The sequence below is a fragment of the Bradyrhizobium sp. BR 10289 genome (assembly GCF_019455385.1).
Classification (GTDB): Bacteria; Pseudomonadota; Alphaproteobacteria; order Rhizobiales; family Xanthobacteraceae; genus Bradyrhizobium.
Genome location: NZ_JACOFR010000041.1, coordinates 22,406 through 46,186 on the forward strand (window position 1 = coordinate 22,406; position 23,781 = coordinate 46,186).

Annotated in this window: 21 protein-coding genes; 8 read left to right on the plus strand and 13 right to left on the minus strand. The window is 64.0% G+C overall.

Annotated elements, in window-relative coordinates; genetic code table 11:
* Nucleotides 1–77 precede the first annotated feature (77 nt).
* Both HYH08_RS36390 and HYH08_RS36395 read right to left on the minus strand, forming a co-directional pair.
* Nucleotides 78–2,750 (minus strand): DUF3857 domain-containing protein, encoded by a 2,673-nt coding sequence (locus HYH08_RS36390; RefSeq protein ID WP_220014635.1) that lies wholly within the window; start codon nt 2,748–2,750, stop codon nt 78–80.
* Between the two features lie 129 nt (nt 2,751–2,879).
* Nucleotides 2,880–3,410: a DedA family protein gene (locus tag HYH08_RS36395; protein ID WP_220014636.1), complete on the minus strand. Its 531-nt coding sequence runs from the start codon at nt 3,408–3,410 to the stop codon at nt 2,880–2,882.
* Between the two features lie 272 nt (nt 3,411–3,682).
* Here HYH08_RS36395 and parE point away from each other — a divergent pair, with 272 nt between their 5' ends.
* The 4 genes from parE to HYH08_RS36415 all read left to right on the plus strand — a co-directional run bounded on the left by parE (nt 3,683) and on the right by HYH08_RS36415 (nt 8,171).
* Nucleotides 3,683–5,722 (plus strand): DNA topoisomerase IV subunit B, encoded by a 2,040-nt coding sequence (parE, locus tag HYH08_RS36400; RefSeq protein ID WP_220014637.1) that lies wholly within the window; start codon nt 3,683–3,685, stop codon nt 5,720–5,722.
* A 395-nt stretch (nt 5,723–6,117) separates the two neighbouring features.
* A complete protein-coding gene (locus tag HYH08_RS36405; protein WP_220014638.1) occupies nt 6,118–6,900 on the plus strand; it encodes an outer membrane protein in 783 nt (260 codons plus the stop codon).
* A gap of 293 nt (nt 6,901–7,193) precedes the next feature.
* On the plus strand, nt 7,194–7,379 hold the full coding sequence (locus tag HYH08_RS36410) for a hypothetical protein (RefSeq protein ID WP_220014639.1): 186 nt from the start codon (nt 7,194–7,196) through the stop codon (nt 7,377–7,379).
* A 21-nt stretch (nt 7,380–7,400) separates the two neighbouring features.
* Nucleotides 7,401–8,171, plus strand: a complete 771-nt coding sequence (locus HYH08_RS36415; protein WP_220014640.1) for an SDR family NAD(P)-dependent oxidoreductase — start codon at nt 7,401–7,403, stop codon at nt 8,169–8,171.
* A gap of 71 nt (nt 8,172–8,242) precedes the next feature.
* Here HYH08_RS36415 and HYH08_RS36420 read toward each other — a convergent pair whose 3' ends face one another.
* From HYH08_RS36420 to HYH08_RS36440, 5 genes are all read right to left on the minus strand, one after another.
* Entirely contained in the window at nt 8,243–9,076 is an 834-nt protein-coding gene (locus tag HYH08_RS36420) for an outer membrane protein (protein ID WP_220014641.1), read from the minus strand.
* 389 nt (nt 9,077–9,465) lie between these two features.
* Complete coding sequence (locus HYH08_RS36425) at nt 9,466–10,233, minus strand: outer membrane protein (RefSeq protein WP_220014642.1); 768 nt, start codon at nt 10,231–10,233, stop codon at nt 9,466–9,468.
* A 179-nt stretch (nt 10,234–10,412) separates the two neighbouring features.
* Nucleotides 10,413–11,660, minus strand: a complete 1,248-nt coding sequence (locus HYH08_RS36430; RefSeq protein WP_220014643.1) for an FAD-dependent oxidoreductase — start codon at nt 11,658–11,660, stop codon at nt 10,413–10,415.
* Between the two features lie 357 nt (nt 11,661–12,017).
* On the minus strand, nt 12,018–12,209 hold the full coding sequence (locus tag HYH08_RS36435) for a hypothetical protein (RefSeq protein WP_220014655.1): 192 nt from the start codon (nt 12,207–12,209) through the stop codon (nt 12,018–12,020).
* 164 nt (nt 12,210–12,373) lie between these two features.
* Nucleotides 12,374–13,897, minus strand: a complete 1,524-nt coding sequence (locus tag HYH08_RS36440; RefSeq protein WP_220014644.1) for a caspase family protein — start codon at nt 13,895–13,897, stop codon at nt 12,374–12,376.
* 213 nt (nt 13,898–14,110) lie between these two features.
* Here HYH08_RS36440 and HYH08_RS36445 point away from each other — a divergent pair, with 213 nt between their 5' ends.
* The 4 genes from HYH08_RS36445 to fabA all read left to right on the plus strand — a co-directional run bounded on the left by HYH08_RS36445 (nt 14,111) and on the right by fabA (nt 18,781).
* Nucleotides 14,111–15,076: an AraC family transcriptional regulator gene (locus tag HYH08_RS36445; RefSeq protein ID WP_220014645.1), complete on the plus strand. Its 966-nt coding sequence runs from the start codon at nt 14,111–14,113 to the stop codon at nt 15,074–15,076.
* A 298-nt stretch (nt 15,077–15,374) separates the two neighbouring features.
* Nucleotides 15,375–16,919, plus strand: a complete 1,545-nt coding sequence (locus tag HYH08_RS36450; protein ID WP_220014646.1) for a DEAD/DEAH box helicase — start codon at nt 15,375–15,377, stop codon at nt 16,917–16,919.
* A gap of 177 nt (nt 16,920–17,096) precedes the next feature.
* Nucleotides 17,097–18,164 carry a GGDEF domain-containing protein gene (locus tag HYH08_RS36455; protein ID WP_220014647.1) on the plus strand — a complete coding sequence of 356 codons (1,068 nt, stop codon included), beginning with the start codon at nt 17,097–17,099 and terminating at the stop codon, nt 18,162–18,164.
* Between the two features lie 77 nt (nt 18,165–18,241).
* Nucleotides 18,242–18,781, plus strand: a complete 540-nt coding sequence (gene fabA, locus HYH08_RS36460; protein ID WP_220014654.1) for a bifunctional 3-hydroxydecanoyl-ACP dehydratase/trans-2-decenoyl-ACP isomerase — start codon at nt 18,242–18,244, stop codon at nt 18,779–18,781.
* Nucleotides 18,782–18,783: 2 nt separating this feature from the next.
* Here the strand turns inward: fabA and HYH08_RS36465 are convergent, their stop codons facing one another.
* The 6 genes from HYH08_RS36465 to sufC form a co-directional block, all read right to left on the minus strand.
* On the minus strand, nt 18,784–19,245 hold the full coding sequence (locus HYH08_RS36465) for a TfoX/Sxy family protein (protein WP_220014648.1): 462 nt from the start codon (nt 19,243–19,245) through the stop codon (nt 18,784–18,786).
* Nucleotides 19,246–19,446: 201 nt separating this feature from the next.
* Complete coding sequence (locus tag HYH08_RS36470; protein WP_220014649.1) at nt 19,447–19,845, minus strand: HesB/IscA family protein; 399 nt, start codon at nt 19,843–19,845, stop codon at nt 19,447–19,449.
* 49 nt (nt 19,846–19,894) lie between these two features.
* Nucleotides 19,895–20,266, minus strand: a complete 372-nt coding sequence (locus HYH08_RS36475; protein ID WP_220014650.1) for an SUF system Fe-S cluster assembly protein — start codon at nt 20,264–20,266, stop codon at nt 19,895–19,897.
* Nucleotides 20,263–21,510 carry a cysteine desulfurase gene (locus HYH08_RS36480; RefSeq protein ID WP_220014651.1) on the minus strand — a complete coding sequence of 416 codons (1,248 nt, stop codon included), beginning with the start codon at nt 21,508–21,510 and terminating at the stop codon, nt 20,263–20,265. Before HYH08_RS36480 ends, HYH08_RS36475 begins: the two co-directional genes overlap by 4 nt.
* Nucleotides 21,507–22,829, minus strand: coding sequence for a Fe-S cluster assembly protein SufD (sufD, locus tag HYH08_RS36485; RefSeq protein ID WP_220014652.1), 1,323 nt, complete (start codon nt 22,827–22,829; stop codon nt 21,507–21,509). Before sufD ends, HYH08_RS36480 begins: the two co-directional genes overlap by 4 nt.
* A gap of 11 nt (nt 22,830–22,840) precedes the next feature.
* Nucleotides 22,841–23,593, minus strand: a complete 753-nt coding sequence (gene sufC, locus HYH08_RS36490) for a Fe-S cluster assembly ATPase SufC (RefSeq protein ID WP_220014653.1) — start codon at nt 23,591–23,593, stop codon at nt 22,841–22,843.
* Nucleotides 23,594–23,781: the final 188 nt, after the last annotated feature.

Here is a 23,781-nt window from a genome sequence, read left to right on the forward strand (position 1 = left end):
TCGCGGCGTTGATCATGGCGCGCGGCTATAAGGCCATATCGTCCGATCGTCAAGCTGGGGAACTATCGCAGTGCCCTCTACCATCGCGCGAGGCCGAGACGACCGAAGAGCGAGCCCCAGAAGGAACCGCCGCCACGTGTCAGCTCGTAAAGATGAGCTCCCGCCTGCTCGTTTCCGCGATCGTACGCCTTGGTGTACCACTGGATTGCCTGCTGCGCGTCCTTCGGCACACCGGTGCCACTCTCATAGGCCCAGCCCAGATTGTATTGGGCTGAGCTGTCGTTCTGCTCGGCGGCCATGCGCAGCAGGGATACGCCCTTGGCGAGATCCTGCGGCACCCCCTGCCCTTTGATGTGCAACAGGCCGAGGCTCATCTGCGCGTAGCTGTTGCCCTGCTCCGCCGCCCGCGAAAACAGATCGACGGCCGCGGCAAGGTCCTGCGGAACGCCACGACCGTCGCGATACATGGCGGCAAGGCGCATCTGGCTGTAGGCCTTCCCCTGCTCCGCGGCCTTGGCGTACCACTCAGCCGCCTGCTTCAGGTCGCGAACCTGCGCCGGCCCTTCCTCCTGGAGATAGGCAAGTTGCTCCTGGCTGTAGGGATCGCCCTGCTCGGCGGCCAGGCGAAACCATTTGACCGCCTCGCCGGTGTCGCGCTTGGTGCCGCTTCCATCCCGATACATCGCCCCCACATGGGCCTGCGCGCGGGCGTTGCCGATTTCGGCGAGCGGTTTCAACCGCTCCATTGCGCGTTCGAAATCGTGAGCGAGATATGCGTTCGCCCCCTCGGTGTAGTCGGCGCTGACCTCAACAACCGCGAATGCTCCCTTCGGAGTGAGGCCGATCGGCCCGTACCTGAACTCGTCGAGCTTGTCGAAGCCCTTCTCCATGATCGCGGCGAATTCGGCCGGACAGACCGGCGCGTCGAGCGTCAGGCGCAGGACGGCCTTCGAGCGGATGATCTTGCCGTCGAGATCGATGGTGCCACGAACCTCGATCCGACCACGGACTGATCCGTAGCCCGTCCGGCCTTCGAACGTCTGCGAATAGTCGACAGGCGCGGGCTTCTCGTAAAAGAAAACATTATCGGGAATCGTCAGCGACGCGGCCTCGCGGTATTCCATCGATCGGCAGCTGAAAGGCCTGCCGTTGGATTGGCGCACGGCCAGTCGCAACAGCAGCGATCGCCTCGGGTCGGTCAAAGGCAGCATCCTGATGCTGTTCGGGCGGTCGAGACTTACCGGCTTGGTAATCTGAAACGTCGACGTGATCGCAAAGTCGTCGGTCAGTTCGCGCGGATTGGGATAGCTGTAATCGCCGCTGCCGGTCAGACCAGCCTGCTCAATCAGATTCCTGGCGGTCATGCGCCGGTCGGTGTCGTCCAGCCCTTGCGCGAGCACGCGTCCCAATTGCGCGCCGATGCCGGTGCCGGACAGGATCGACCGTGCCTCGCGTTTCCCGTCCCTCTCGAGGACATAGTCCGTCTCCGCTGAGAGGACGAACCGCGCCGCCTCGACCAGGGGAATTCGTCCCAACGTGCCCTTGTCGATGTTGAGGACCGGCTTGCCCGCAAGTTCCGGCGGCAGCGATCCGAAGGCGAAGAGAGAGGCTGTCGGATCGAGGTACTGGTCAATCTCCGGGACGTAAGCGATCGCGTGGTCAAAATTTGGCGTCGCCACCTCGGTGAGCACGTATCGCGCGCCCGCATTCACCGCGACCAGATTGGCTTCTATGCCCTGGGCGGCCAGCAGCGCCTTGAAAAGCGTCGCATGCGCCTTGCAATCGCCATAGCGCGCGGCCAGGACGGCCGAGGCCGGCTGTGAGGTCCAGCCGCCGTCCTCCAGTCCAATGCCGACGTAGCGGATGTTGCGGGCCACCCAATTGTAGATGCGTTCGATCTTGGCTCGCGAGCCGGTCGCCTCGCCGACGATCTCCCGCGACAGCCGCGTGATCTTTTCGTCCGGTCGTGCCATGGGCGCGTTGCGGGCGTTCATCGTCGCCGCGAAAGCGGCATAGTCGGCAAACGTGCTCGCCTCGAAACGCGCGGCGTATGAGAGAGCCTCGTCGTCGATCTGGCCGGGCCTCGGCGTGTCCTGCCGGAAGCGCACGCGATGAACGATGCGATCGTCGCGTCTCTCTTCCGAGTGCTCGACATTGCGCGATGCGATCCGCAGCGGCCTGGATGCCGGCCCGTCCACGATCACTTCGAGCAGTTCGGGAGGCTGGCTCGCCGGCTCGCTCCAGACCCGCGCGAACTCGCCTGGAAATCTCGCCTGCTTGGCCTTGTAAACAAGACGGCCGCGAATGCTGTCGCCAGGAGCAACGTGCGGAAAGGCGATGATCCTGTTGCGGACCTCGTCAAAATAGGGCGAAGAGGTATCCGTCGAGGTCGGCTGATCGCGAATGGCACGCTCGTCGACCGCGATCACGCCGCCATCGGTCTTGAGGGTCGCAAGCTCGGTCGACGACAATTCGTCAAAATAGCTGTTGTACTGAAAACTCTGTTGCGCGATCGCCTCGGCCCCCTTCTCGTCGAGCGCCTTGATCTCGAACTCGAAGACCTCGTTGCTCAGCCCGGCTTCATCGAATGTAATGGTGTGACGGGCGATTGTTCGCCGCCAACCCGGGTCGACCCAGCCGGGCCTCGTATCCGGGCCCGATGAGTCCGCGCCATACGATTCCATGCAGGGCGACAGCAGCAGCGCCGCCAAGAAGACTGACGAGAAGGCTGAATAAATTCGCACGATCATCTGTTGAGCGCTCGGCCAACCAATTCCGAGAACTCAACTAACAAGCGAACATTACCGGTGGCACTCTTAAGAAGAACAACTTTTATGCTTCTTCCGCCCGCCGGTCCGTCGGGATCGCAAACCGAAAGCTCAGATCACCCGCCAGATCCATTCCATGATCTTGGCCATGACGTCGCCGAACAGCAGCAGCGCCGCCGACCAGACCAGCGCGGAAACGAAATTGGCGGCCTGGAAGCTCCAATAGGGCATCTCGAAGATGCCGGCGGCGAGCGGCACCGAGGCGCGCAAGGGGCCGAAGAAGCGACCGATGAAGATGCTGGGCACGCCCCAGCTGCGCACGAAGGCTTCGCCCTTGGGCAGGATTTCCGGATAACGCGACAGCGGCCACATCTGGGCGACCTGCTCCTTGTAGCGATAGCCGAACCAGTAGGAGACCCAGTCGCCGAGCGCCGCGCCGATCGCTCCCGCAATCCAGACGGGATAGAAGCTGATGCCGCTCACCCCGATCAGCGCGCCGATCGCGACCAGTGCGCCCCAGGCCGGGATCAACAGCGAGATGAAGGCGAGCGACTCCCCGAAGGCGAGCAGGAACACGATCGGGGCGGCCCAGGCCTGGTGAACGCGCACGAAATCGGCCAGGGCGTGCGCAAACTGCTCCATCTAGAAATTGCCTTCCCGCCCTGCCTCAAGGTGCTGCGATGAAAAGGACTGGTAAGCCAAGCACTTGTGTGACATCAAGTCACAAATCCCGCCCCCGAGAGGACCGGGACCTCAAATTGCCGGGAATTCCTGGATCTGCGGCGTAAAATCGCCGGGATTGGCTCCCACCCACACCCGCCTCCACGGCACGCGGTGACCGCATGGGTCCAGCCGTGGCATAGTCGCCTCAACCGATTCGCCGCCTGCGCGGCCCTCAAAGCACATCAAGATATATGTCCAAGCAGTTGAAAACCAAAGCAGACCTGTTCCCGGCGGACGAGCAGAAGCCGCGTGCGCCCGCCAAGACGGCATCGCGCGGGAGCGGCGGCGAGGCCGACTACACCGCGGCCGACATCGAGGTTCTCGAAGGCCTGGAACCGGTGCGGCGCCGACCCGGCATGTATATCGGTGGCACCGACGAGAAGGCACTGCATCACCTCTTCGCCGAAGTCATCGACAACTCGATGGACGAGGCGCTGGCGGGACATGCGACCTTCATCGGCGTCGAGCTCAGCGCGGACGGGTTCCTGACGGTCACCGACAACGGCCGCGGCATCCCCGTCGATCCGCATCCGAAATTCCCCAAGAAGTCGGCGCTCGAAGTCATCATGTGCACGCTGCATTCGGGCGGTAAGTTCGACAGCAAGGTCTACGAGACCTCGGGCGGCCTGCACGGCGTCGGCATCTCCGTCGTGAACGCCCTCTCCTCGCGGCTCGAGGTCGAGGTCGCGCGCGGCCAGAAGCTGCATCGCATGACCTTCGAGCGCGGTCACCCCAAGGGCAAGCTCGAGGACCTCGGCAAGGTCAACAACCGCCGCGGCACGCGCGTGCGTTTCAAGCCCGACACCGACATCTTCGGGCCCAAAGCCGCGTTCAAGCCGCAGCGCCTGTTCAAGATGACGCGCTCGAAGGCGTATCTGTTTGGTGGCGTCGAGATCCGCTGGAACTGCGCGCCCGAGCTGCTCAAGGGCGTCGAGGACGTGCCGGCGGAAGCGACCTTCCATTTTCCCGGCGGCCTCAAGGATTATCTGGCGGCGGCGATCCACGCCGACACGCTGGTGCATCCAGACATCTTCTCGGGCAAGTCGGGCCGCAACGGCGCGCACGGCGCCTGCGAATGGGCCGTGGCCTGGACCGCGGATGCCGACGGTTTTCTGTCCTCCTACACCAACACCGTGCCGACGCCTGATGGTGGTACGCATGAATCCGGCCTGCGCAGCGCGCTGCTGCGCGGCCTGAAGGATCACGCCGAGCGTGTCGGCCAAGGCAAGCGCGCCTCCTCCATCACCTCGGAAGACGTGATGGTGGGCGCGGCCGTGATGCTGTCCGTGTTCGTGCGCGAGCCCGAATTCCAGGGCCAGACCAAGGATCGCCTTGCCACCGCCGAAGCGCAGCGCATCGTCGAGCAGGCGATGAAGGATCCGTTCGACCATTGGCTGTCGGGCAATCCGAACATGGCCAACCGGCTGCTCGACTTCGTGATCGACCGCGCCGAGGAGCGGCTGCGCCGCCGCCAGGAGAAGGAAACCGCACGGAAAACCGCCGGCAAGAAGCTGCGCCTGCCCGGCAAGCTCGCCGACTGCACGGATGCCGGCACCGAGGGGTCCGAGCTCTTCATCGTCGAGGGTGACTCGGCCGGCGGCAGCGCCAAGCAGGCGCGCGACCGCAAGACCCAGGCCGTGCTGCCGCTCCGCGGAAAGATCCTCAACGTCGCTTCCGCTGGCAAGGACAAGCTGACCGCGAACGCGCAGCTCTCCGACCTCGTGCAGGCGATCGGCTGCGGCCAGCTGCTGCATTATCGCGAAGAGGATCTGCGCTACCAGCGCATCATCATCATGACCGACGCCGACGTCGACGGCGCGCACATCGCTTCGCTCCTGATCACCTTCTTCTACCGGCAGATGCCGAAGCTGATCGACGAGGGGCACCTCTTCCTCGCGGTGCCGCCGCTCTACAAGCTGACCGCCGGCACCAAGTCGGTCTATGCGCGCGACGACAAGCACAAGGACGAGCTGATCAAGAGCGCTTTTAATGCCAACGCCAAGGTCGAGGTCAATCGCTTCAAAGGCCTCGGCGAGATGATGCCGGCGCAGCTCAAGGAAACCACCATGGATCCAGCGAAGCGGACGCTGCTCAAGGTGGTGCTGCTGCCCGACGACCGCGATACCACGGCGGATTCGGTGGAGCGGCTGATGGGCACCAAGGCCGAGGCGCGCTTCGCCTTCATCTCGGACAAGGCCGAATTTGCCAGCGACGAGCTGCTGGACGTCTGAGGCCGCCTGCCTCGCACCGCAGGCAGGCTTCCATCAGGGCTCCGGCTTCAGGTCGGGGCCTTTTGCTTGTGCTGTCATCCGCACAACCAGGCGACTCGGCCAACGACTCAGGGGCGCCGCAAGCTGAGGCACGATTGCCTCCATTTCGGACAAAGGCCGATTGCTAACGAAAACCTACCCGAAGCCCAACTTCCAAAGATCAAGCAACCCATTGTGATCACTTTCCTTTTTTGAATCCGGTCCCGGCTTTTCAAAACCCCTCCGGCGCGCGTTTTCCGGCGACTGTGCCTGCCCTGCAACAGCATTTCGTGGGGAAACGTCTATAGTCCGGGCATCAGATGACACGGACTTCAGTGCGCTCGCGCCTGCTACGAACCAAGGTTGGGGATTTTACCATGAAGAAGATTGCACTCGCACTGACCGCGATCGCGGCGATGACCGGCTCGGCCTCGGCTGCGGATCTCGCAGCTCGCCCGTACACGAAGGCTCCGGTGGCGGCGCCCGTCGCCAACTGGACCGGCTTCTACATCTTCGGCGGTGGCGGCGGCGGCCTCTCGAATGCCGACCAGCACGTTGAGACCACCGTTGGCGCAGTCCCGCTGACCATCGATCAGCGTCAGGGTGGCTCGGGCTGGTTCGGCACCGTCGGTCTCGGCTACGATTGGCAGTTCAACAGCACCTGGGTCGCCGGCGTGTTCGCTGACGGTCAGTTCGGCAGCATCCGCGCCACCATCCAGGATCCGCTCCTCGGCATCACCGGCAACCAGAAGCTGGAAGACTCCTGGGCCGCGGGCGTGCGCCTCGGCTGGCTGGTCGCTCCGAACGTTCTCTCCTACGTCAACGGCGGTTACTCCGGCGCTCACTTCGGCAGCACCAACTTCCTGACCCTGACCGGCCTTCCGGCTGGCGTGCACCTCAACGGCTACAACCGCAACGGCTGGTTCGTCGGTGGCGGCGTCGAGAACAGCCTGAACTTCTTCGGCATCTCCTCGCCCGGCTGGTTCATGAAGACCGAGTATCGTTCGGCCTTCTACGATCGCAAGACCTCGGACATTCTCACCGACGCCGGCAATCTCCCGATCGGCCAGAGCATCCGCGCCAACAGCTGGAACCAGACGATCTCGACCTCGCTGGTCTACCGCTTCAACTGGACCGGTCCGGTCGTCGCCAAGTACTGAGCTTGAAAAGCACTGAGCTGAACTCGACTTCAGACGTCAAAGCCCCGGCATCGTCCGGGGCTTTTTCGTTGTGCAGTGCTGTTCGCGGCTGAGATGCCGGAATCGTCCCTGCCCCAGCCAGGACAACTTGCCCACAATCTTGCGCACGGACATAGGTCCTCAGGAGCCTTGCATCCGCTGCCCATTGTATCCGAACCGAAGCTGCGGCTAGTCTGACCCGAAGTTTTCGCGCGCCTGCGGCAATCGTTCATGCCGTGAGCCGCGACAGAAGCAGACCAAATGGGGAGGAATGCATGCGCAGATTTCTGCTTGTCGCAGGCTTGTTTGCCCTCGCTGTGGGGCTGCTCTGGATCGGACAGGGCACGGGCACCGTCACCTGGCCGCGATCGAGCTTCATGGTCAACCAGCTGCAATGGGCCGGCTATGGCGCCGCCATGGCCGGCTTCGGGCTGGTGCTGATCTGGCAGAGCAACCAATAGAAGAAACCAGGACATGAGAGCATGACATCCAACCGGTTCGATCTTCGCGGCAAGGTCGCGATTGTCACAGGAGGCAATGGCGGCATCGGGCTCGGCCTTGCGCACGGCCTCGCCGACGCCGGCGCCGATATCGCCGTGGTCGGACGCAACGAGGCCAAGTCGGCGGCGGCTGTCGCCGACCTCAAGGCGCGCGGCGTCAAGGCGATTGCCGTCAGCACCGACGTGACCGACAAGGCGGCCATCGCAGCCATGATCGACCGCGTGGTGAAGGATCTCGGCCGAATCGACGTCCTCATCAACAATGCCGGCATGAGCATCCGCAAGCCGCCGCACGAGCTCGAGCTCGACGAGTGGAACACGGTGATCAATACCAACCTCACCAGCGCCTTCCTGTGCTCGAAGCTGGCCTATCCGCATCTGAAGGCATCGGGCAACGGCAAGGTCATCAACATCGGCTCGATGATGTCGATCTTCGGCGCGAGCTTCGCCACCGCCTATGCGGCGAGCAAGGGCGGCATCGTGCAGTACACGCGCGCCTGCGCCAATGCTTGGGCGCCCGACAACATCCAGGTCAACGCCATCCTGCCCGGCTGGATCGACACCGACCTCACCCGCGGCGCGCGCAAGCAGGTCTCGGGACTGCACGAGCGGGTGCTCGCGCGCACGCCCGCGGGACGCTGGGGCGACATCGACGATTTCGCCGGCATCGCGGTGTTTCTCGCCTCGCCCGCCTCAAACTTCGTCACGGGCACTGCGATTCCCGTCGATGGCGGCTTCTCGGTGATGGCGTAAGCCGACCCGTGCTCACGAAAAAGCCCCGGCGTGACAGCCGGGGCTTTTGTGCCAGCGCAACTCGGGAGAGATCAGTACTTCGCTACTACGGGGCCGCCGAACCGATAGTTGACGCCAATCTTGCCGGTGTGAACGCCGGGATCGGAGTTGCTATTGGTGTACACGATCCCAGCAAGACCTGCACCGGCAGTGCCGGACTGGGTATATGTCTTCTGCGTACCGAGATAGAGGTACTCGCCCTTGATGGACCAGTTGGAGTTGAAGGCATACTCGACACCAGCTCCGACCGCGTAGGTGACCTGCGTGTCACTATGTCGGGTGAGGAGCGTAGCTGGGCCGCAGCCGGGAGCGCCGGCACCGACACAGGGATCACTGAAGCTATAAGACTTGGCAACGAAGGCGACACCGCCTTTGACATAGAACAGCGCCTGGTTGGCGGTCCAGCCAGCGCGGCCCGCAATGACACCGTAGGCATCGCCGATGCGGGTGGTGTTCACGCTGTCAGGCAGGCTGAAGCCGGCCGTAACGGCATTGACGTCCTGCCTTGACCCATGCAGGTGAAGGTAGCCAGCCTCGCCTTCGATACCGAGCACGAAATTGGTGCCGGGCTTCTGCCAGTTGTAGCCGATCGTGCCGCCGCCGATGAAGCTCGAGCCGAGGCTGTACGGGGTGTTGAGGCCGGTCCCGTTGTAGAAGAAACCGGCGGGAGTAGTGGGCTCGCTCGCGGATGCGTCACGATCCGCGCCCGCACCGCCAACGAAGCCGCCGATGTAAAAGCCGGTCCAGTTGAACACGGGCGGCGGAGCGATGGGGGGTGCCTTGACGGCCATGTCGGCCGCGGAAGCGATGCTCGTCACGCCCAACAGAAGCGACATCCCTGCTACAAATTCCAACGCCTTCTTCATCGGTATGTCCCCTGGGAAAAATCAGCAGAATCGGAAAAAACGAGGCGAGTTGATTTATACGGCGCCTCGCCCGGGCAGCGATGCCGAATCCACCGTTCCCGTGCACTATTCGAGAAAAAGCGACATTTCAGACACGCAAAGGTGTGTGTATCTGACCTATACTCGTTTCAGGATTAGAGTCCTATCGAAGGACACGCGCCGCCCTTGACTGACGAAGGGCTCCCCTTCCCATCAGGAAAAGTGAGCATGAGTCCGTTCGCAGCGACGACTCACGGTGCAGTTCTGGTCACGACCTCGAGCTCGCCTTCACGCAAAAAAGAAGCCCCGGACGAAGCAGGGGCTTTTGAATTTGGGTCGTGATCTTTTTTTGCTGGTTGGTCGTTGATTGCTCAGTAGCGCGCGATGACCGGCGCGTCGAACTTGTAGCTGGCGCGCACGACGGCCCACTGGAGGTCGCGCGGCTTGGCATCGAAGGTGTAGTTACCCGAGGTGCCGCCGAGCTGATAGGTCTGGCCGCCGAAGGCCGCGTAATTGTATTCCAGGCCGACGATCCAGTTGCGGGTAATGCCGTATTCCCAGCCGGCGCCGACGGTCCAGCCGTTGGCCCAGTGGGTCTGACCGCCCGAGCCCGTCGCGGGGCCAACGGTGTCGCTGACGTTGAGTCGGTTGTTCACGCCAGCATAGCCGCCCTTGATGTAGAACAGGTTGTTCTGCACGGCGAAACCGGCGCGCCCGACGACGGTCGCCAGCACATTGGCGCGCCAGGTGAAGATGTCGTCACCGGCACCGAACGCGGTGTTGACAACCGTGCCCTTGTTGTCGAGGCCGGAGATCGTACCCTCCATGCCGAACACGTAATTGTTGGCTTGCCAGTTGTAGCCGATCTGGGCGCCGCCCATGACGCCGGAGTTACGCTGGCGGAAGCCCTGGCCCGGCGACAGATCGCCGAACGGTGCGCCGGTTCCGTTGTTGATGAACTGCTCATTCGTCCATGCGCCACCGATGTGGCCGCCGACGTAGAAACCGGTCCAGTTGAACAGCGGCTCGACATAGGCGGGCGCCTTCGTGTAACGCGCACCGAGATCGGCGGCGGAAGCAGCGCCGGTCGAAACCAGAGCGGTCGTGCAGGCGAAGGCGGCAATCAATTTGTTACGCATGGTACACCCCGTGTCCTTTGATGGGTGCACGCTCACACGCAGTTCTTACTCAAATTTGAATCAAGAAAGTTAAGACGCCGGATTGGCGGATGCGCCGTCTTGAATCGGATGGCGCTGTTGCACACGCGCAACGCGAAGCGCGCAATTTAACGCGGCATTATCCCTACCGAATTGTAGCGCTACGGTGTTGGCGCTGTCTTCGACTGCACATGCTCGGGCCGCACACCGAGCGCAAGCAAGCGCGCTGGAATGCCCTGGAGCCATGGCAGCGCGGAGATGAGACGCACGACCAGCGGCACCTTCAGCGGCCGGTTGCCGCCGCGCAAGGCGCCGCTGATGATGTTGTTCTGCACGACGACCTGCATCGCCTGCGTCATCTTCACCGGGAACTCGCGGCGACGGCGGACGGCGTCGAGCTCGTCCTCGGCCGGGCAGCCGCGCTGAAGCTTGTCGGCGAGCAGGTTGGCGGTTGCGACCGCATCCTGCACGGCGAGATTGACGCCGACACCGCCGACCGGCGACATCGCATGCGAGGCGTCCCCGATGCAAAGCAGGCCCGGACGCGTCCAGCGCTTGAGGCGGTTGATCGCGACCGTGAGCAGCTTGACGTCGTCAAAGCTCCTCACATCGCCAATGCCGGATCGAAGCACCGGCGCCATGCGCACGACGTCGTCGAGCAGCGCCGGTAGGCCCCTCGCCTTCACCGCATCATATTGTCCCTTGGCGATGACATAGGCGCATTGCCAATAGTCGCCGCGGTCGAACGTGACCATCATCTTGCCGGGATCGATGCGCGCGAACAGGTTCTCGGTCTCGTCGGCCTTGCGGCCGACGCGAAACCAGAGCACGTCCATCGGCGCGCCGATCTCCTCAACTGCGAGACCCGCGCGCTCGCGCACGAGCGAATGCCGGCCGTCGCAGGCGACGGTGAGATCGGCTTCGATGTCGACGATGCCGTCCGGCGTCTTCGCGCGCACGCCGCCGATGGTCTCGCCACGGCGGATCAGGTCGACGGCCTCCGTGTTCATCATCACCTTGAGCGACGAGAGGCGCTGGCCGGCCTCGCGCAGGAAATTCAGAAAGTCCCATTGCGGCATGAAGGCGATGAACGGATATTTGGTGTGCAGCCGGCGGAGATCGGCGATCCGCACCTTGGTGCCGCCGAACAGACCGTCCATCGTCTGCAAGCGCTGATGCGGCAGCTTCAGAAAATCGTCGATCAGGCCGAGCTCGTCCATCATCTGGAGCGTCGAGGGATGCACGGTGTCGCCGCGGAAGTCGCGGAAGAAATCCGCGTGCTTCTCCAGCACCACGACGTCGATGCCGGCACGCCCCAGGAGATAGCCGAGCATCATGCCGGCCGGCCCGCCGCCGACGATGCAGCAGCGGACTTTTGTGGTACTGTTCGGTCGTTGTTCGGATGTCATTGTCGCCGCGACGCGCCGTATCCGTTGGACATCCTAGCGCCAGTTCCGGCTCAGCGCAGTCCGAATCTGGGTCTCGCGCCTGCGGACCGGTCGTCTGCTCCGGGGAATCGGATCGGAGCTGACGCCGCTGTGGAACACTACGGTTCCATCGCAATTCGGCCGTAGCCTCAGATTCGACTCAAATCGGAAACGGTAATACAAGTTGTATCGCCATAGAAGATCGCGTCACTGAATGAACGCGTCTCTGCGAGGAAACCAGGTGGGGAATGCCATGCCGGAGGCATTGCAGATCAATTTCGCGCTGTGGGGTATGATCATCTGCGCGGTGATCAAGATCAGTCAGCTGCTGCCCGCAGCTTAGCCCGAGATCATCCAGCTCACGACACCGAGCGTGGTGCGGCTGAGGACATAGAGCCAACCAATCATTGCGACGCCGACGGTGGTCAAATAGGCGCCAGCGAACGCGCGCTCGCGGAGCGGCGTCTTCTCGATGAGTTCCCCCGTTGCGATGTCCGCGCTCAGGCTTGCTTGATTAGCTACATCCGCCATGTGTCACCTCCGACGTTCCTACCACGAACTATGTCCCGGGAATGTTGCAGCGAGCCGACAGCAACTTGGACAGCGCGAGGCCGTAGCTGGGCAAAAGCGAGACGCGATGGATCCCGAATGGTCAGGCGACCCGGGCGTCTCGATCCGCGCGACGATCGCGTACGTCAATTGTTGCTGCGGTTCACCGTCCGAAAGCTCTTGATCTCCGACACGCTGCCGTCGCGATAGGTCAGTTCCACCGAGACGAACTGGGTGGCCGGATTGAGCTTCATGTAGAGCGGCATGCCGGCGCTGATCGCGCTGGGGTCGCGCATGTCGCAACCCGGCATCTTCAGCACCTGGTTGGGAACCGCGCTGTCTATGCCGATGCGCACCTCGCGGATGGCGCAGCGGTAGGAGACGAGGTGCGTGTAATAGACCAATAGCCCGTTAAACTCGCGGAACGACAGCCAGCTCGTTGCGGTCATATCGAGGATCTTGCGCTGGTCGCGGATCAACGCCGCTTCAGGGTCGAACTTGATCGGGAACGGCCCCTGCATGTCGCCGGACTGATCGACATAGCGGACCTCGATGGTTCCGGCCTGGGCGTCCGGCGGCAGCTCGATCGAGGGATTCGGCATCCGCTTGCGGGTGCGCGGATCGAGCGTGTCGATGAAACCGGTTTCGCGGAAATCGCCATTGCCGGCCATGCGCCAGGAAATGCCGAGCGTCGGATCGGCGAAGGAGAACACCACGCTCCAGCCGCCATTGTGGCGCGAGAAGCTCGCGATCGGCGCGTTGGTGGCCTCCTCCTTCGGCACGCGCGGCACCGCCACCGGCGGCAGCGCCGCAAGCTTCTGCGGCGGCGGATCGGCCGGACGCGCGGCCGCAGAAGCCGCATCCTTGGCCATGCCGCTCAGGAAAACGTCGTCGACCATCTGGTCGAAATAAACCGGCACCTGCTTGTGCTTGACGGTGTCAGCCATCTCGCTGACGAGGCGGCGGGTGCGCTGCGCGACCTGCACGAGGTTCTCGCCGGGCTGCAGGAGCTCCTTGGCAAAGGTGCGCGTGAACACCGAATTGGGATTGGCATCGTCGTTGGACAGGCGATCGAGCGCGGTCTGGCGGGGGCCTGCCGAGAACACCGAGAACACGCCTTCGGGCAGCTGCACCATCGGGGCAAGCCCGCCGCCGCCGGCGACGGCGCGAGTGCCCTTGCGTTCGAACGGATTGTTGCGGCAGGCATCGAACACCAGGATCGAGGTCCGCGCCTTCTTGTTCTGAAGACGCTCGACAATGCGATCCGCGAGAATAGAAGCATCGCGCACGAGCTCTTCCTGCCCTTCGGTTGCGGCCGGCACGTCGGTCGGAAGCAGATAGTTCTGGCCCGCAATCTCGAAACCGTGGCCGGCGTAGAAGAAGAACGCGGTGTCGCCCGGCTCGATCGACTTGTCGAAGGCAAGCAGCGTCTCGGAGAATTGCTGACGGCTCTGGTTCTCGGCGACCATCACCTGGAAGCCGAGTTGCTTCAGCGTATCGCCCATGGTGCGGGCGTCGTTGACGGCCTTGAGCAGCTTCGGAACGTTTCTGTAGTCGTTGTTGCCGACCACGAGCGCGACGCGCTTTTCGGCATGTGCGGGGAGCGCGAGGCAAGTCACGCTTGTGGCGAGGCCAAGGGCCGCCAGAAATCGAAAAAGCCGACGCGTCATCCCAGAATTCCCGTTGCAGATTGGCCTTCGTTCCGTTTGCCTCGAACCGGGGTTCATTGGAACTCGCCACCGTTGATGATAGTCGGTCCAGCCAGATCAAGGGTTCAACGCTGGCGGCCATCGGTTTCATCATCTGGCCTATGGCGGAGTGCGTCGGAATCTGCTTCTTCTTGGACGATTTGCCGGGCAATTGCGCTGCAAGCGGGGGCTGCCGTGTATCGCTGGTGTACTGACGAAGTCGAGCCGCATGACCGTTTCGACTATTGGCGCGAGGTCCGGTCCAAGGGCCTGTTCGGTGTCACGGCCGAGCTCGAGCGCGAGCGGCGCGCGGACTTCTACGGCGAATTCTCGCTGCGCCAGCTCGGCGGCGGCGGTCTGGTCGAGCTGAAAGCCTCGGCTTACACGGTCGAGCGCAGCACCTCCGATATCGCCTATGCCCCGGGCGACGCCATCTGCGTCTACCAGCAGCTCGGCAGCGGCGGCTGGTTCGGCGGCATGCGGGCCAGCGACTTCTCGATCGCCAATGGCAGCTTCGCCACCAGCCACACCGATTTGCCCTACCGCACCGCGCCGCTCGGCGCAGGCGGCTTCCACCTGCGGATCCTGAAGATCCCCGTCAGCGCCCTGCCCACGCAGGACAGGCGGGTGCGCGAGCTGACGCCGCGGACCTTCGACGATCCCACCCTGGCGCCCCTGCTCGGCGCCTGCTTCGCCGATCTCGGCGAGGCCGCCGCCGGCGACGACGGGACCTTTGACGCAACCTCCCTGGTCCAGGCGCTGGGTCAGCTGGCGCTGATCGAACGCGGCGTCGTGCGGCCCGGCAGCCGGCTTGGGCAGGCCGCGCTGCGGACTGCCCGCCTCTCGCAGGCACGACGCCTGATCGCGCGCCACCTCCAGAACCCGGATCTCGCGCCGGCGATGGTGGCCGATCTCCTCGCCGTCTCCGTGCGTCACCTGCACATGCTGTTCGAGGCCGCCGAGAAGAGTTTTTCGCAGACCGTGACCGACGAACGGCTGAAGCAAAGCCGCCGCCTGATGCGCGAGGCGCCGGTCCGGCTGATCGCCGACATCGCGACGTCATGCGGCTTCGAGAGCCTTGCGACCTATTACCGGGTCTTCAACGCCGCCTATGGCATGGCCCCCGGCGACTTCCGCGCTCAGGGTTCCGAGGGGCACTAAGCGCCTCCATGGTCCCACCTCCTCGGCCATGGCCGAGGCGGAAAACCCTTCTGCGCCCGTGATTTGGGCAAAAACCTCAGGGTTTTTAGGGTCTTCCCGCGCCTGCTCCATTGACTTTGGCCAATTCCCGCCTATGTTCCGGGTCGACGCGGCTCAGATCGAAGAGCGATTCCTGAGCCTTGCGCTTTGTTCGCGTGAGTCAGCACCCCCAGCTTCCCAAGGAGCGCGCCGTTTCGGGGTGGAACGCGACCAGCCTTATTACCCTCGATTCCGAACGGCGGTTTCGACCAGAGGCTCAATGTCCTTTTCAAATCTCGGACTGTCCGAAAAAGTCCTCGCCGCAGTGGCGGCCACCGGTTACACCAACCCCACCCCCATTCAGGAACAGGCGATCCCCCACGTCCTCGCGCGCAAGGACGTCCTCGGCATCGCCCAGACCGGCACCGGCAAGACCGCGGCCTTCGTGCTGCCGATGCTCACGATCCTCGAGAAGGGCCGCGCCCGGGCGCGCATGCCGCGCACGCTGATCCTGGAGCCGACCCGCGAGCTCGCAGCGCAGGTGAAGGAAAACTTCGACCGCTACGGCGCCGGCCAGAAACTCAATGTCGCGCTCCTGATCGGCGGCGTCTCGTTCGGCGACCAGGATGCCAAGCTGATGCGCGGCGTCGACGTGCTGATCGCGACGCCCGGCCGCCTGCTCGACCACACCGAGCGTGGCGGCCTCCTGCTCACCGGCGTCGAGCTGCTCGTCATCGACGAAGCCGACCGCATGCTGGACATGGGCTTCATTCCCGACATCGAGCGCATCTGCAAGCTCGTCCCCTTCACGCGGCAGACCCTGTTCTTCACCGCGACCATGCCGCCGGAAATCCGGCGCATCACCGAAGCCTTCCTGCACAATCCGCAGAAGGTCGAAGTTTCCCGCCCCGCCACCACCGCCGTCACCGTCACGCAGGCCCAGGTGCCCGCCGGACGCGAGGCGCACGAGAAGCGCGAATTGCTTCGCCGCCTGCTGCGCGAGGCCAAGGATCTCAAGAACGCGATCATCTTCTGCAATCGCAAGCGCGAGGTCGCGATCGTTCACAAGTCACTTCAGAAGCACGGCTTCAGCGTCGGCGCCCTGCACGGCGACATGGACCAGCCGGCCCGCATGGCCGCGCTCGATCAGTTCCGCAAGGGTGAGCTGCCGCTCCTGGTTGCCTCCGACGTCGCCGCCCGCGGCCTCGACATTCCCGAGGTGAGCCACGTCTTCAATTTCGACGTTCCCCATCACGCCGACGATTACGTCCACCGCATCGGCCGCACCGGTCGCGCCGGCCGCACCGGCACCGCGATCTCGATCGTGACGCCGCTCGACCAGAAGTCGATGGCGGCGATCGAGAAGCTGATCGGCCAGAGCATTCCGCGCGCCGAAGGCGACTACGAAGTCCATGCAGAAGCCGGCGATGCCGCTGAGCGTCCGCGCGAGCAGCGCGGCCGCGAGCAGCGCGGCCGCGAGCGGTCGCGTGGCGGACGCGGTAAGCCGCAGCGCGGCGAACGCCGCGGTCACGATCGCGAGCGCAGCCACGAGCCGCGCGAAGCGCGCGGCGAGGCCAGGCACTCTTCTGAAACAAGGCCCCCTGCCGAAGCGAAGCCCGCCCGCGAGGCACGGCCTCCGCGCGAGGCGAGGCCGTCATCCGAACCGCGTCACGGCGGCCGTCCGCAGGCCAACAATTCGCATGTGCCGTCGATCGGCCGTCCCGAACCGCGCCGCCAGCGCGAGGCCGACACCGAGCCCGGTGATCATTCGCACCTGCCGGCGTTCCTGCTCCGCCCCGTACGCTCTTCTCCCGCCGGCGCTTGAAGCCGCATAGGACGTCATAAGGCGCCTCGGATCCGGTTGAACCCAGGCGTTTCACACTTTTTATGACGCATCGGCCACCGTATATTTACTGGCCGTTCACAATCACCCGTTAGCCTGCGAACATAATTTAAGCATTACTGCGGTCGACGGCGCATCGACCGTTGTGGGGTATGTTCCGTGGTCAAAGTTCTCGACGAACACGAACGAACGATGGCGTTCGCCGAAGTGGCGCTCGGTCAGATCCGATCGCTCCGGCAGACGGCAATTCCCCGCAATTACGAGATCTGGTACGTCTACGCGACCGGCTATAACGCCCCGCTCAACAAGATCATCAACGAGACGCTCGCACGCCACGGCAAGCTGACCGAGGGCGATCTCGAGCAGATCTACGAGACCTATCTCTCACACATCAAGACCACCGACCGCATCGACAAGGTCGGCGCGCGCGTCATCGGCGAGATTGACGACGTGATGAAGGTGCTCAGCGAAGCCCTCGGCATGACCGGCTCCTATGATGCCAGCCTGTCGGGCGCGACCGAAAAACTGTCGGCGGCCAAGAACCGCGACCAGATCAAGTCCATCGTCGAGACGCTGCTCCGTTCGACCAGCGAGATGCGCGAGACCAACAAGGCGCTGGAAGACCGGCTGACGCTGTCGAAGAACGAGATCAGCAATCTCCAGCAGAGCCTGGAGGCGATCCGCGCCGAGAGCCTGACCGATCCGCTCACCGGCCTCGGCAACCGCAAATATTTCGATCGCATGATCGGCATGGCCGTGCAGAGCGCCCTCGCCTCCGGCGAGCCGCTGTCGCTGCTGCTGTTCGACATCGACCATTTCAAGTCGTTCAACGATTCCTACGGCCATCTCACCGGCGACCAGGTGCTGCGGCTCGTCGGCCTGTCGCTGAAGCAGACCATCAAGGGCCAGGACATCACCGCCCGCTATGGCGGCGAGGAGTTCGCGGTGGTGCTGCCCAACACCGCGCTGCGCCAGGCCCTCACGGTGGCCGATCACATCCGCCGCGCCGTGATGGCAAAGGAATTGAAGAAGAAGTCCACCGGCGAGATCCTCGGCCGCGTCACCATCTCGGTCGGCGTCTCCATGCTCAAGCAGGGCGACGACACCGACGCGCTGATCGAGCGTGCGGACGCCTGCCTTTACGCCGCCAAACGCAACGGCCGCAACCGCGTGATCTGCGAAGCGGATCCGGAATACGCGGTGGAGACACACAGCCGCGTGGCGTAGAGGGAGCGGCGCCGCGTTGCGCGCGCTTGACTTTCCACTTTAGCGAACGACATCTTCCCACCGCCTGAGCATCGAGGATTTATCGTCGTGCCCATCCCCATGACTTCCACACGCCACAACCGTCTTACACCAAGGATGAGTTGCTGAGATCGAGCGAAGGCGGCTATTTCGGCCCGGGCAATGCGCAACTGCCGGCACCGCCGATGCTGATGATGGACCGCATCACCGAGATCAGCCTGGACGGCGGCGAGTTCGGCAAAGGGCATATCGTCGGCGAGTTCGATATTGTGCCGGGCCATTGGTTTTTCGATTGTCATTATCGCGGTGACGCGATGATGCCAGGCAGCCTGGGCCTTGATGCGATGTGGCAGATGGTCGGCTATTGGCTCGGCTGGTCGGGCTCGCCGGGCAAGGGCCGCGCCATCGGCGTCGGCGAGGTCGAGGCGACAGGCGAAATCACGCCGACGACGCGACATGTGCGCTACGAGGTCGCCATGCGCATGGTCCGACGCGGCAAGCTCGTGCTCGGGATTGCGGATGGGCGCGTAGTTGCGGACGGTGTGAGTGTCTTTACGGCGAAGGACATGAGGGGCGGCCTGACCAAGGCCGTGGATTGAGCTCAAGCTCCTCGCTTCGCGCGCTTTCGAGCCGGCCCCTTTTGACTGCCCCTCTTCGCGGCTTTCGCTGGCTTGGCGGCCTTCTTCGCCAGCTTGCTTGCAGTCTTTTTCACCGCCGCTTTCTTCGCCTTCTTCGGCCGCTTCTTCACCTTGGCGCGCTGGGCGGCGGCGAGCGCCGCCCGCGCCCATTGCGCAAGCTCCTGGGAATCGTCGAACAGGCGCGCGGGCAGCTCCCAGTAGGAGTTCACCAGCACGGTCTTGGCGCGGGTCGAATACTGGAACGGCTTCGAGCCCTCCGCTTCAAAGTCGGGGATAGTCACTTCGTCCGCCCGGAAGAACAGGCCGGCGCGCAAGGACAGCGCGAAGTTGACACCATCGACGGAAATGCCGTGGCCAGAGAACATCTTTCGGATGGTGACGGGGCCGAAATCGGAAAACAGGTCGATCAGGAATTCGCGGTCCATGGGCACGCTCTCTCGTGCCCCGGACGCAGCGCAGCGCTCCTTCAGCGGTGCGCTGCTGAGCCGGGGCCCAGTTCTGCACCGATTGACTATAGCGTGGGTCCCGGCTCTCCGCAGCGGCGGCATAAGCGCGTTTACGCGCGTCTTCGACGCGCTATGGCGCCGCAGCGGGTCCGGGACACGAGACCAGAGCGTGGAGCGAGACTACCCGTCGATCTTGGCCGGGCGCAGCTCGACCGACTCGCCGCAGCCGCAGGCGGAGATCTGGTTGGGGTTGTTGAAGACGAACTGGGCCTGCATCTTGTCGGCCTTGTAGTCCATCTCGGTGCCGAGCAGGAACAGCACGGCCTTTGGATCGACCAGGATCTTGACGCCCTTGTCCTCGACGACCTCGTCGGTCGGGCGGACATCATGGGCGTATTCGACCGTGTAGGACTGGCCGGCGCAGCCGCCGTTCTTGACGCCGACGCGCAGGCCCACGATCTCGGAATCGGCGCGGCTCGTCAGTTCGCTGATGCGCTGGGCGGCGGCATCCGTCAGCCGCATCACCTGCGGGCGCGGACGCCGGGGTTTTGGTGAGGATGCTGGTGTTGCCTGTGTCATGTCAGTGATGTGGTCCGTTGCGGAGCGAATTCAATATCAGGGGTACACGTCACCACATGTTGAGCACGAGGCGGGCCTCATCGCTCATGCGCTCGGGCGACCAGGCCGGCTCCCAGACCACCTTGACATCGACCACGCCGACGCCGGGGACGCTGGCGACCGCGTTCTCGACCATGGTCGGCAGCTCGCCGGCGGCCGGGCAGTTTGGCGTCGTCAGCGTCATCTGGATGTCGACCGAGCGATCATCCTTGATCTCGACCTTGTAGATCAGACCGAGCTCGTAGATGTCCGCCGGGATTTCCGGATCGAACACGGTCTTGAGCCCCGCGATGATCTCGGTGGTGAGACGCTCGGTCTCCTCCGGCGGCAGCGCCGAATGGGTCTCCATCGGATTGGCTTTGATTTCGGCCGTGTCACTCATGCGAACAAATCCCGCGCCTTCAAAAGCGCCTGTGCCAGATGATCGACTTCTTCCCGCGTATTATACATGCCGAACGAGGCCCGGCAGGTGGCCGTCACGTTGAACCGCTCTAAAAGCGGCATCACGCAATGGGTGCCGGCGCGCACCGCGATGCCCTGACGGTCGATCACGGTGGCGACGTCATGGGCGTGCGCGCCCTTGAGCTCGAAGGAGATCACCGGGCCCTTGCCGCGGGCCGTACCGATCAGCCGCAGCGAGTTGATCTCGCGTAAGCGCTCCTGGGCGTAGGCGGTGAGATCGGCCTCGTGCGCGGCGATGCGCTCCTTGCCGATCGAATTGACGTAGTCGATGGCGGCACCGAGGCCGACGGCCTCGACGATCGCGGGCGTGCCCGCCTCGAACTTGTGCGGGGGATCGCCATAGGTGACGATTTCGCGGGAGACCTCGCGGATCATCTCGCCGCCGCCATTATAGGGACGCATCGCGACGAGGTGGTCGTACTTGGCCCAGAGCACGCCGATGCCGGTCGGCCCGTACACCTTGTGGCCGGTGAAGACGTAGAAGTCGCAGCCGAGGTCCTGGACGTCCACCGGCAGATGCACTGCGCCCTGGCTACCGTCGACCAGCACAGGGATGCCGCGCGCGTGGGCGATCTTCACGACATCATTGACCGGCACGATGGTGCCGAGCGCGTTCGACATCTGCGTGATCGCGACCAGTTTGGTCTTGGACGTCAGCAGCTTCTCGAACTCGTCGATGAGGAAGTTGCCCTCGTCGTCGACCGGCGCCCATTTGATCACGGCGCCCTGGCGTTCCCTGAGGAAATGCCAGGGAACGATGTTGGAGTGGTGCTCCATGATCGAGATGACGATCTCGTCGCCTTCTCCGATGTTCGGCCCGCCCCAGGACGAGGCGACCAGGTTGATCGCCTCCGTCGCATTGCGGGTGAAGATCACCTCTTCGCTGCGGGAAGCATTGATGAACTGCGCCACCTTGGTGCGACCGCCCTCATAGGCTTCGGTCGCGGCATTGGCGAGGTAATGCAGGCCGCGATGCACGTTGGCGTATTCGCTCGTATAGGCCTGCGTCATGCGGTCGAGCACGGCGCTCGGCTTCTGGGCGGAGGCGGCGTTGTCGAGGTAAACCAGATTCTTGCCATAGACCTGAAGGCTAAGCGCCGGAAAATCCTGGCGCACGCGCGCGACGTCATAGCTCCCGTTCTTGACTGCCGGATGGTCGCTCATTGGCGCCGCTCCAGCCAGCGCTCGGCAATGCCGATCACGTGCTCGCGCAGGCCGTCATCTGCGATCTGCTCGATCGCCTCACCGACGAAAGCCTGGATCAGCAGCGCCTGGGCCTGCTTCTCCGGCAGGCCGCGCGCCTTCAGATAGAACAGCAGGCTCTCGTCGAGTGCGCCGGCGGTGGCGCCGTGGCCGCAGGAGACGTCGTCGGCGAAGATCTCGAGCTCCGGCTTGTTGTCGGCCTCGGCTTCGTCCGAGAGCAGCAGCGCGCGCGTCATCATCTTGCCGTCGGTCTTCTGCGCGTCGGGGCGGACGATGATGCGGCCCTGGAACACCGAATGGGCGCGGTCGTCGATCACGGCACGGAAGGTCTCGCGGCTGACGCAGTTCGGCACGGCATGGTCAACCACCAGCGTGGTGTCGCCATGCTCGGTCTTCTGCAGCAGGTTGACGCCGTTGACGGAGAGCTCGCTGCCCTCCCCCGCCAGGGTGATGAAGCCTTGCAGGCGGCTGACAGCCGCACCGGTCGTCATGTTGAAGAAGTTGAACTTCACGTTCGCGCCGACGGTCACGAATTGCGAGGTAATGTTCGCGGCATCAGGCGCATCGTCCATCAGGCGGATATGCGCAACGTCAGCGTCATCGCCGACCCAGAGGATCAGCGCATCGTTGATCTGATAGCCGCCTGTCTTGCCGGCCGCGACGAAACTCTCGACGACCGTCGCGCGGACGTTTTTGCCGATCCGCAGATGCGAGCGAGTGAACGCGGATGCGCCAGTCGCTGTCGCGACGTGAATGATGTGGATCGGGGCGGATAATTGCGTTCCGTCAGCCACCGAGACCACAACGCCGTCCGTCGCCATCGCCGCATTGAGCGAGATCACGGCATCGGTCGCGGTTGTCTGAAGGAGATCCCCAGCGGCGGCATTGGCCTCGTTCGCCAGGACCTCTTGCAGCGTCTTGAGGCTCACTTCGGACGCGAGTGCGCTGACGTCGGATAGATCAGCCGCGAACACGCCGTCGACCAGCACCAGCTTGCGGGCGCCTGCGATGGCATGCGCCTTCACGGCCTCCGCGGCGCGCTTCAGAGCGGCCGCGTCGGGCGCAGCTGCGAGCGGCAGCACCTCGCCGATCAGCGCGCGCAGGTCGGTGTATTTCCATTCCTCGATCCGGCGATGCGGCAGGCCGAGACGTTCATAGGTCTCGAACGCCTCGCGGCGCAACGCGATCACATCAGGCGAACCCGGCAGGCGGCCTTCGGCGCTGGCGAACAGATCGCTCACCGCGCGGCTGCCTCCGGTCTTTGCCACAGCAACGTTCATCGCAAAATTCCTTACGCGGCATCCTCGAACTGGGCGTAGCCGGACGCTTCCAGCTCAAGCGCGAGTTCCTTGCCGCCGCTCTTCACGACACGGCCCTTCGACATCACGTGCACGATGTCGGGCACGATGTAGTTCAGCAGCCGCTGATAGTGGGTGATGACGACCATCGCGCGCTTGGGCGAATGCAGCGCGTTGACGCCGTCGGCGGCGATGCGCAGCGCGTCGATGTCGAGGCCGGAATCCATCTCGTCGAGGATGCATAGGCTCGGCTCGAACAGCGCCATCTGCAGCACCTCGTTGCGCTTCTTTTCGCCGCCGGAGAAGCCGACATTGACGCCGCGCTTGAGCATGTCCTGCGGGATGTTGAGCGACTTCGAGACCTCGCGGACCTTCTTCAGGAAGTCCGGCACCATCAGCTCGCTCTCGCCGCGCGCCTTGCGCTGGGCGTTGAGCGCGGTGCGCAGGAAGTTCATGGTGGTGACGCCGGGGATCTCGACCGGGTACTGGAACGCCAGGAACACGCCCTTGGCGGCGCGCTCGTCCGGCGACATCTCCAGGAGGTCCTCTCCCTTGAACAGGATCTGGCCGTCGGTGACCTCGTAGCCGGGCTTGCCAGCGATGACGTGCGAGAGCGTCGACTTGCCGGAGCCGTTCGGCCCCATGATCGCGTGGATCTCGCCCTCGTTCACCGTCAGCGTCAGCCCGTGGAGGATCTCTCGCTCCTCGACACGAACCTTGAGGTCTTTCACTTCAAGCAAAGCCATCTTGGTATCCAGTTTATTCAATTGATGTTGGAGCGCGCGAGGCGCGCCGCGAGGGGTCGGCGATCAGCCGACCGACCCTTCAAGCGAGATCGAGATCAGCTTCTGCGCTTCCACCGCGAACTCCATCGGCAGCTGCTGCAGCACGTCCTTGACGAAGCCGTTGACGACGAGGCCGACCGCCTCCTCCT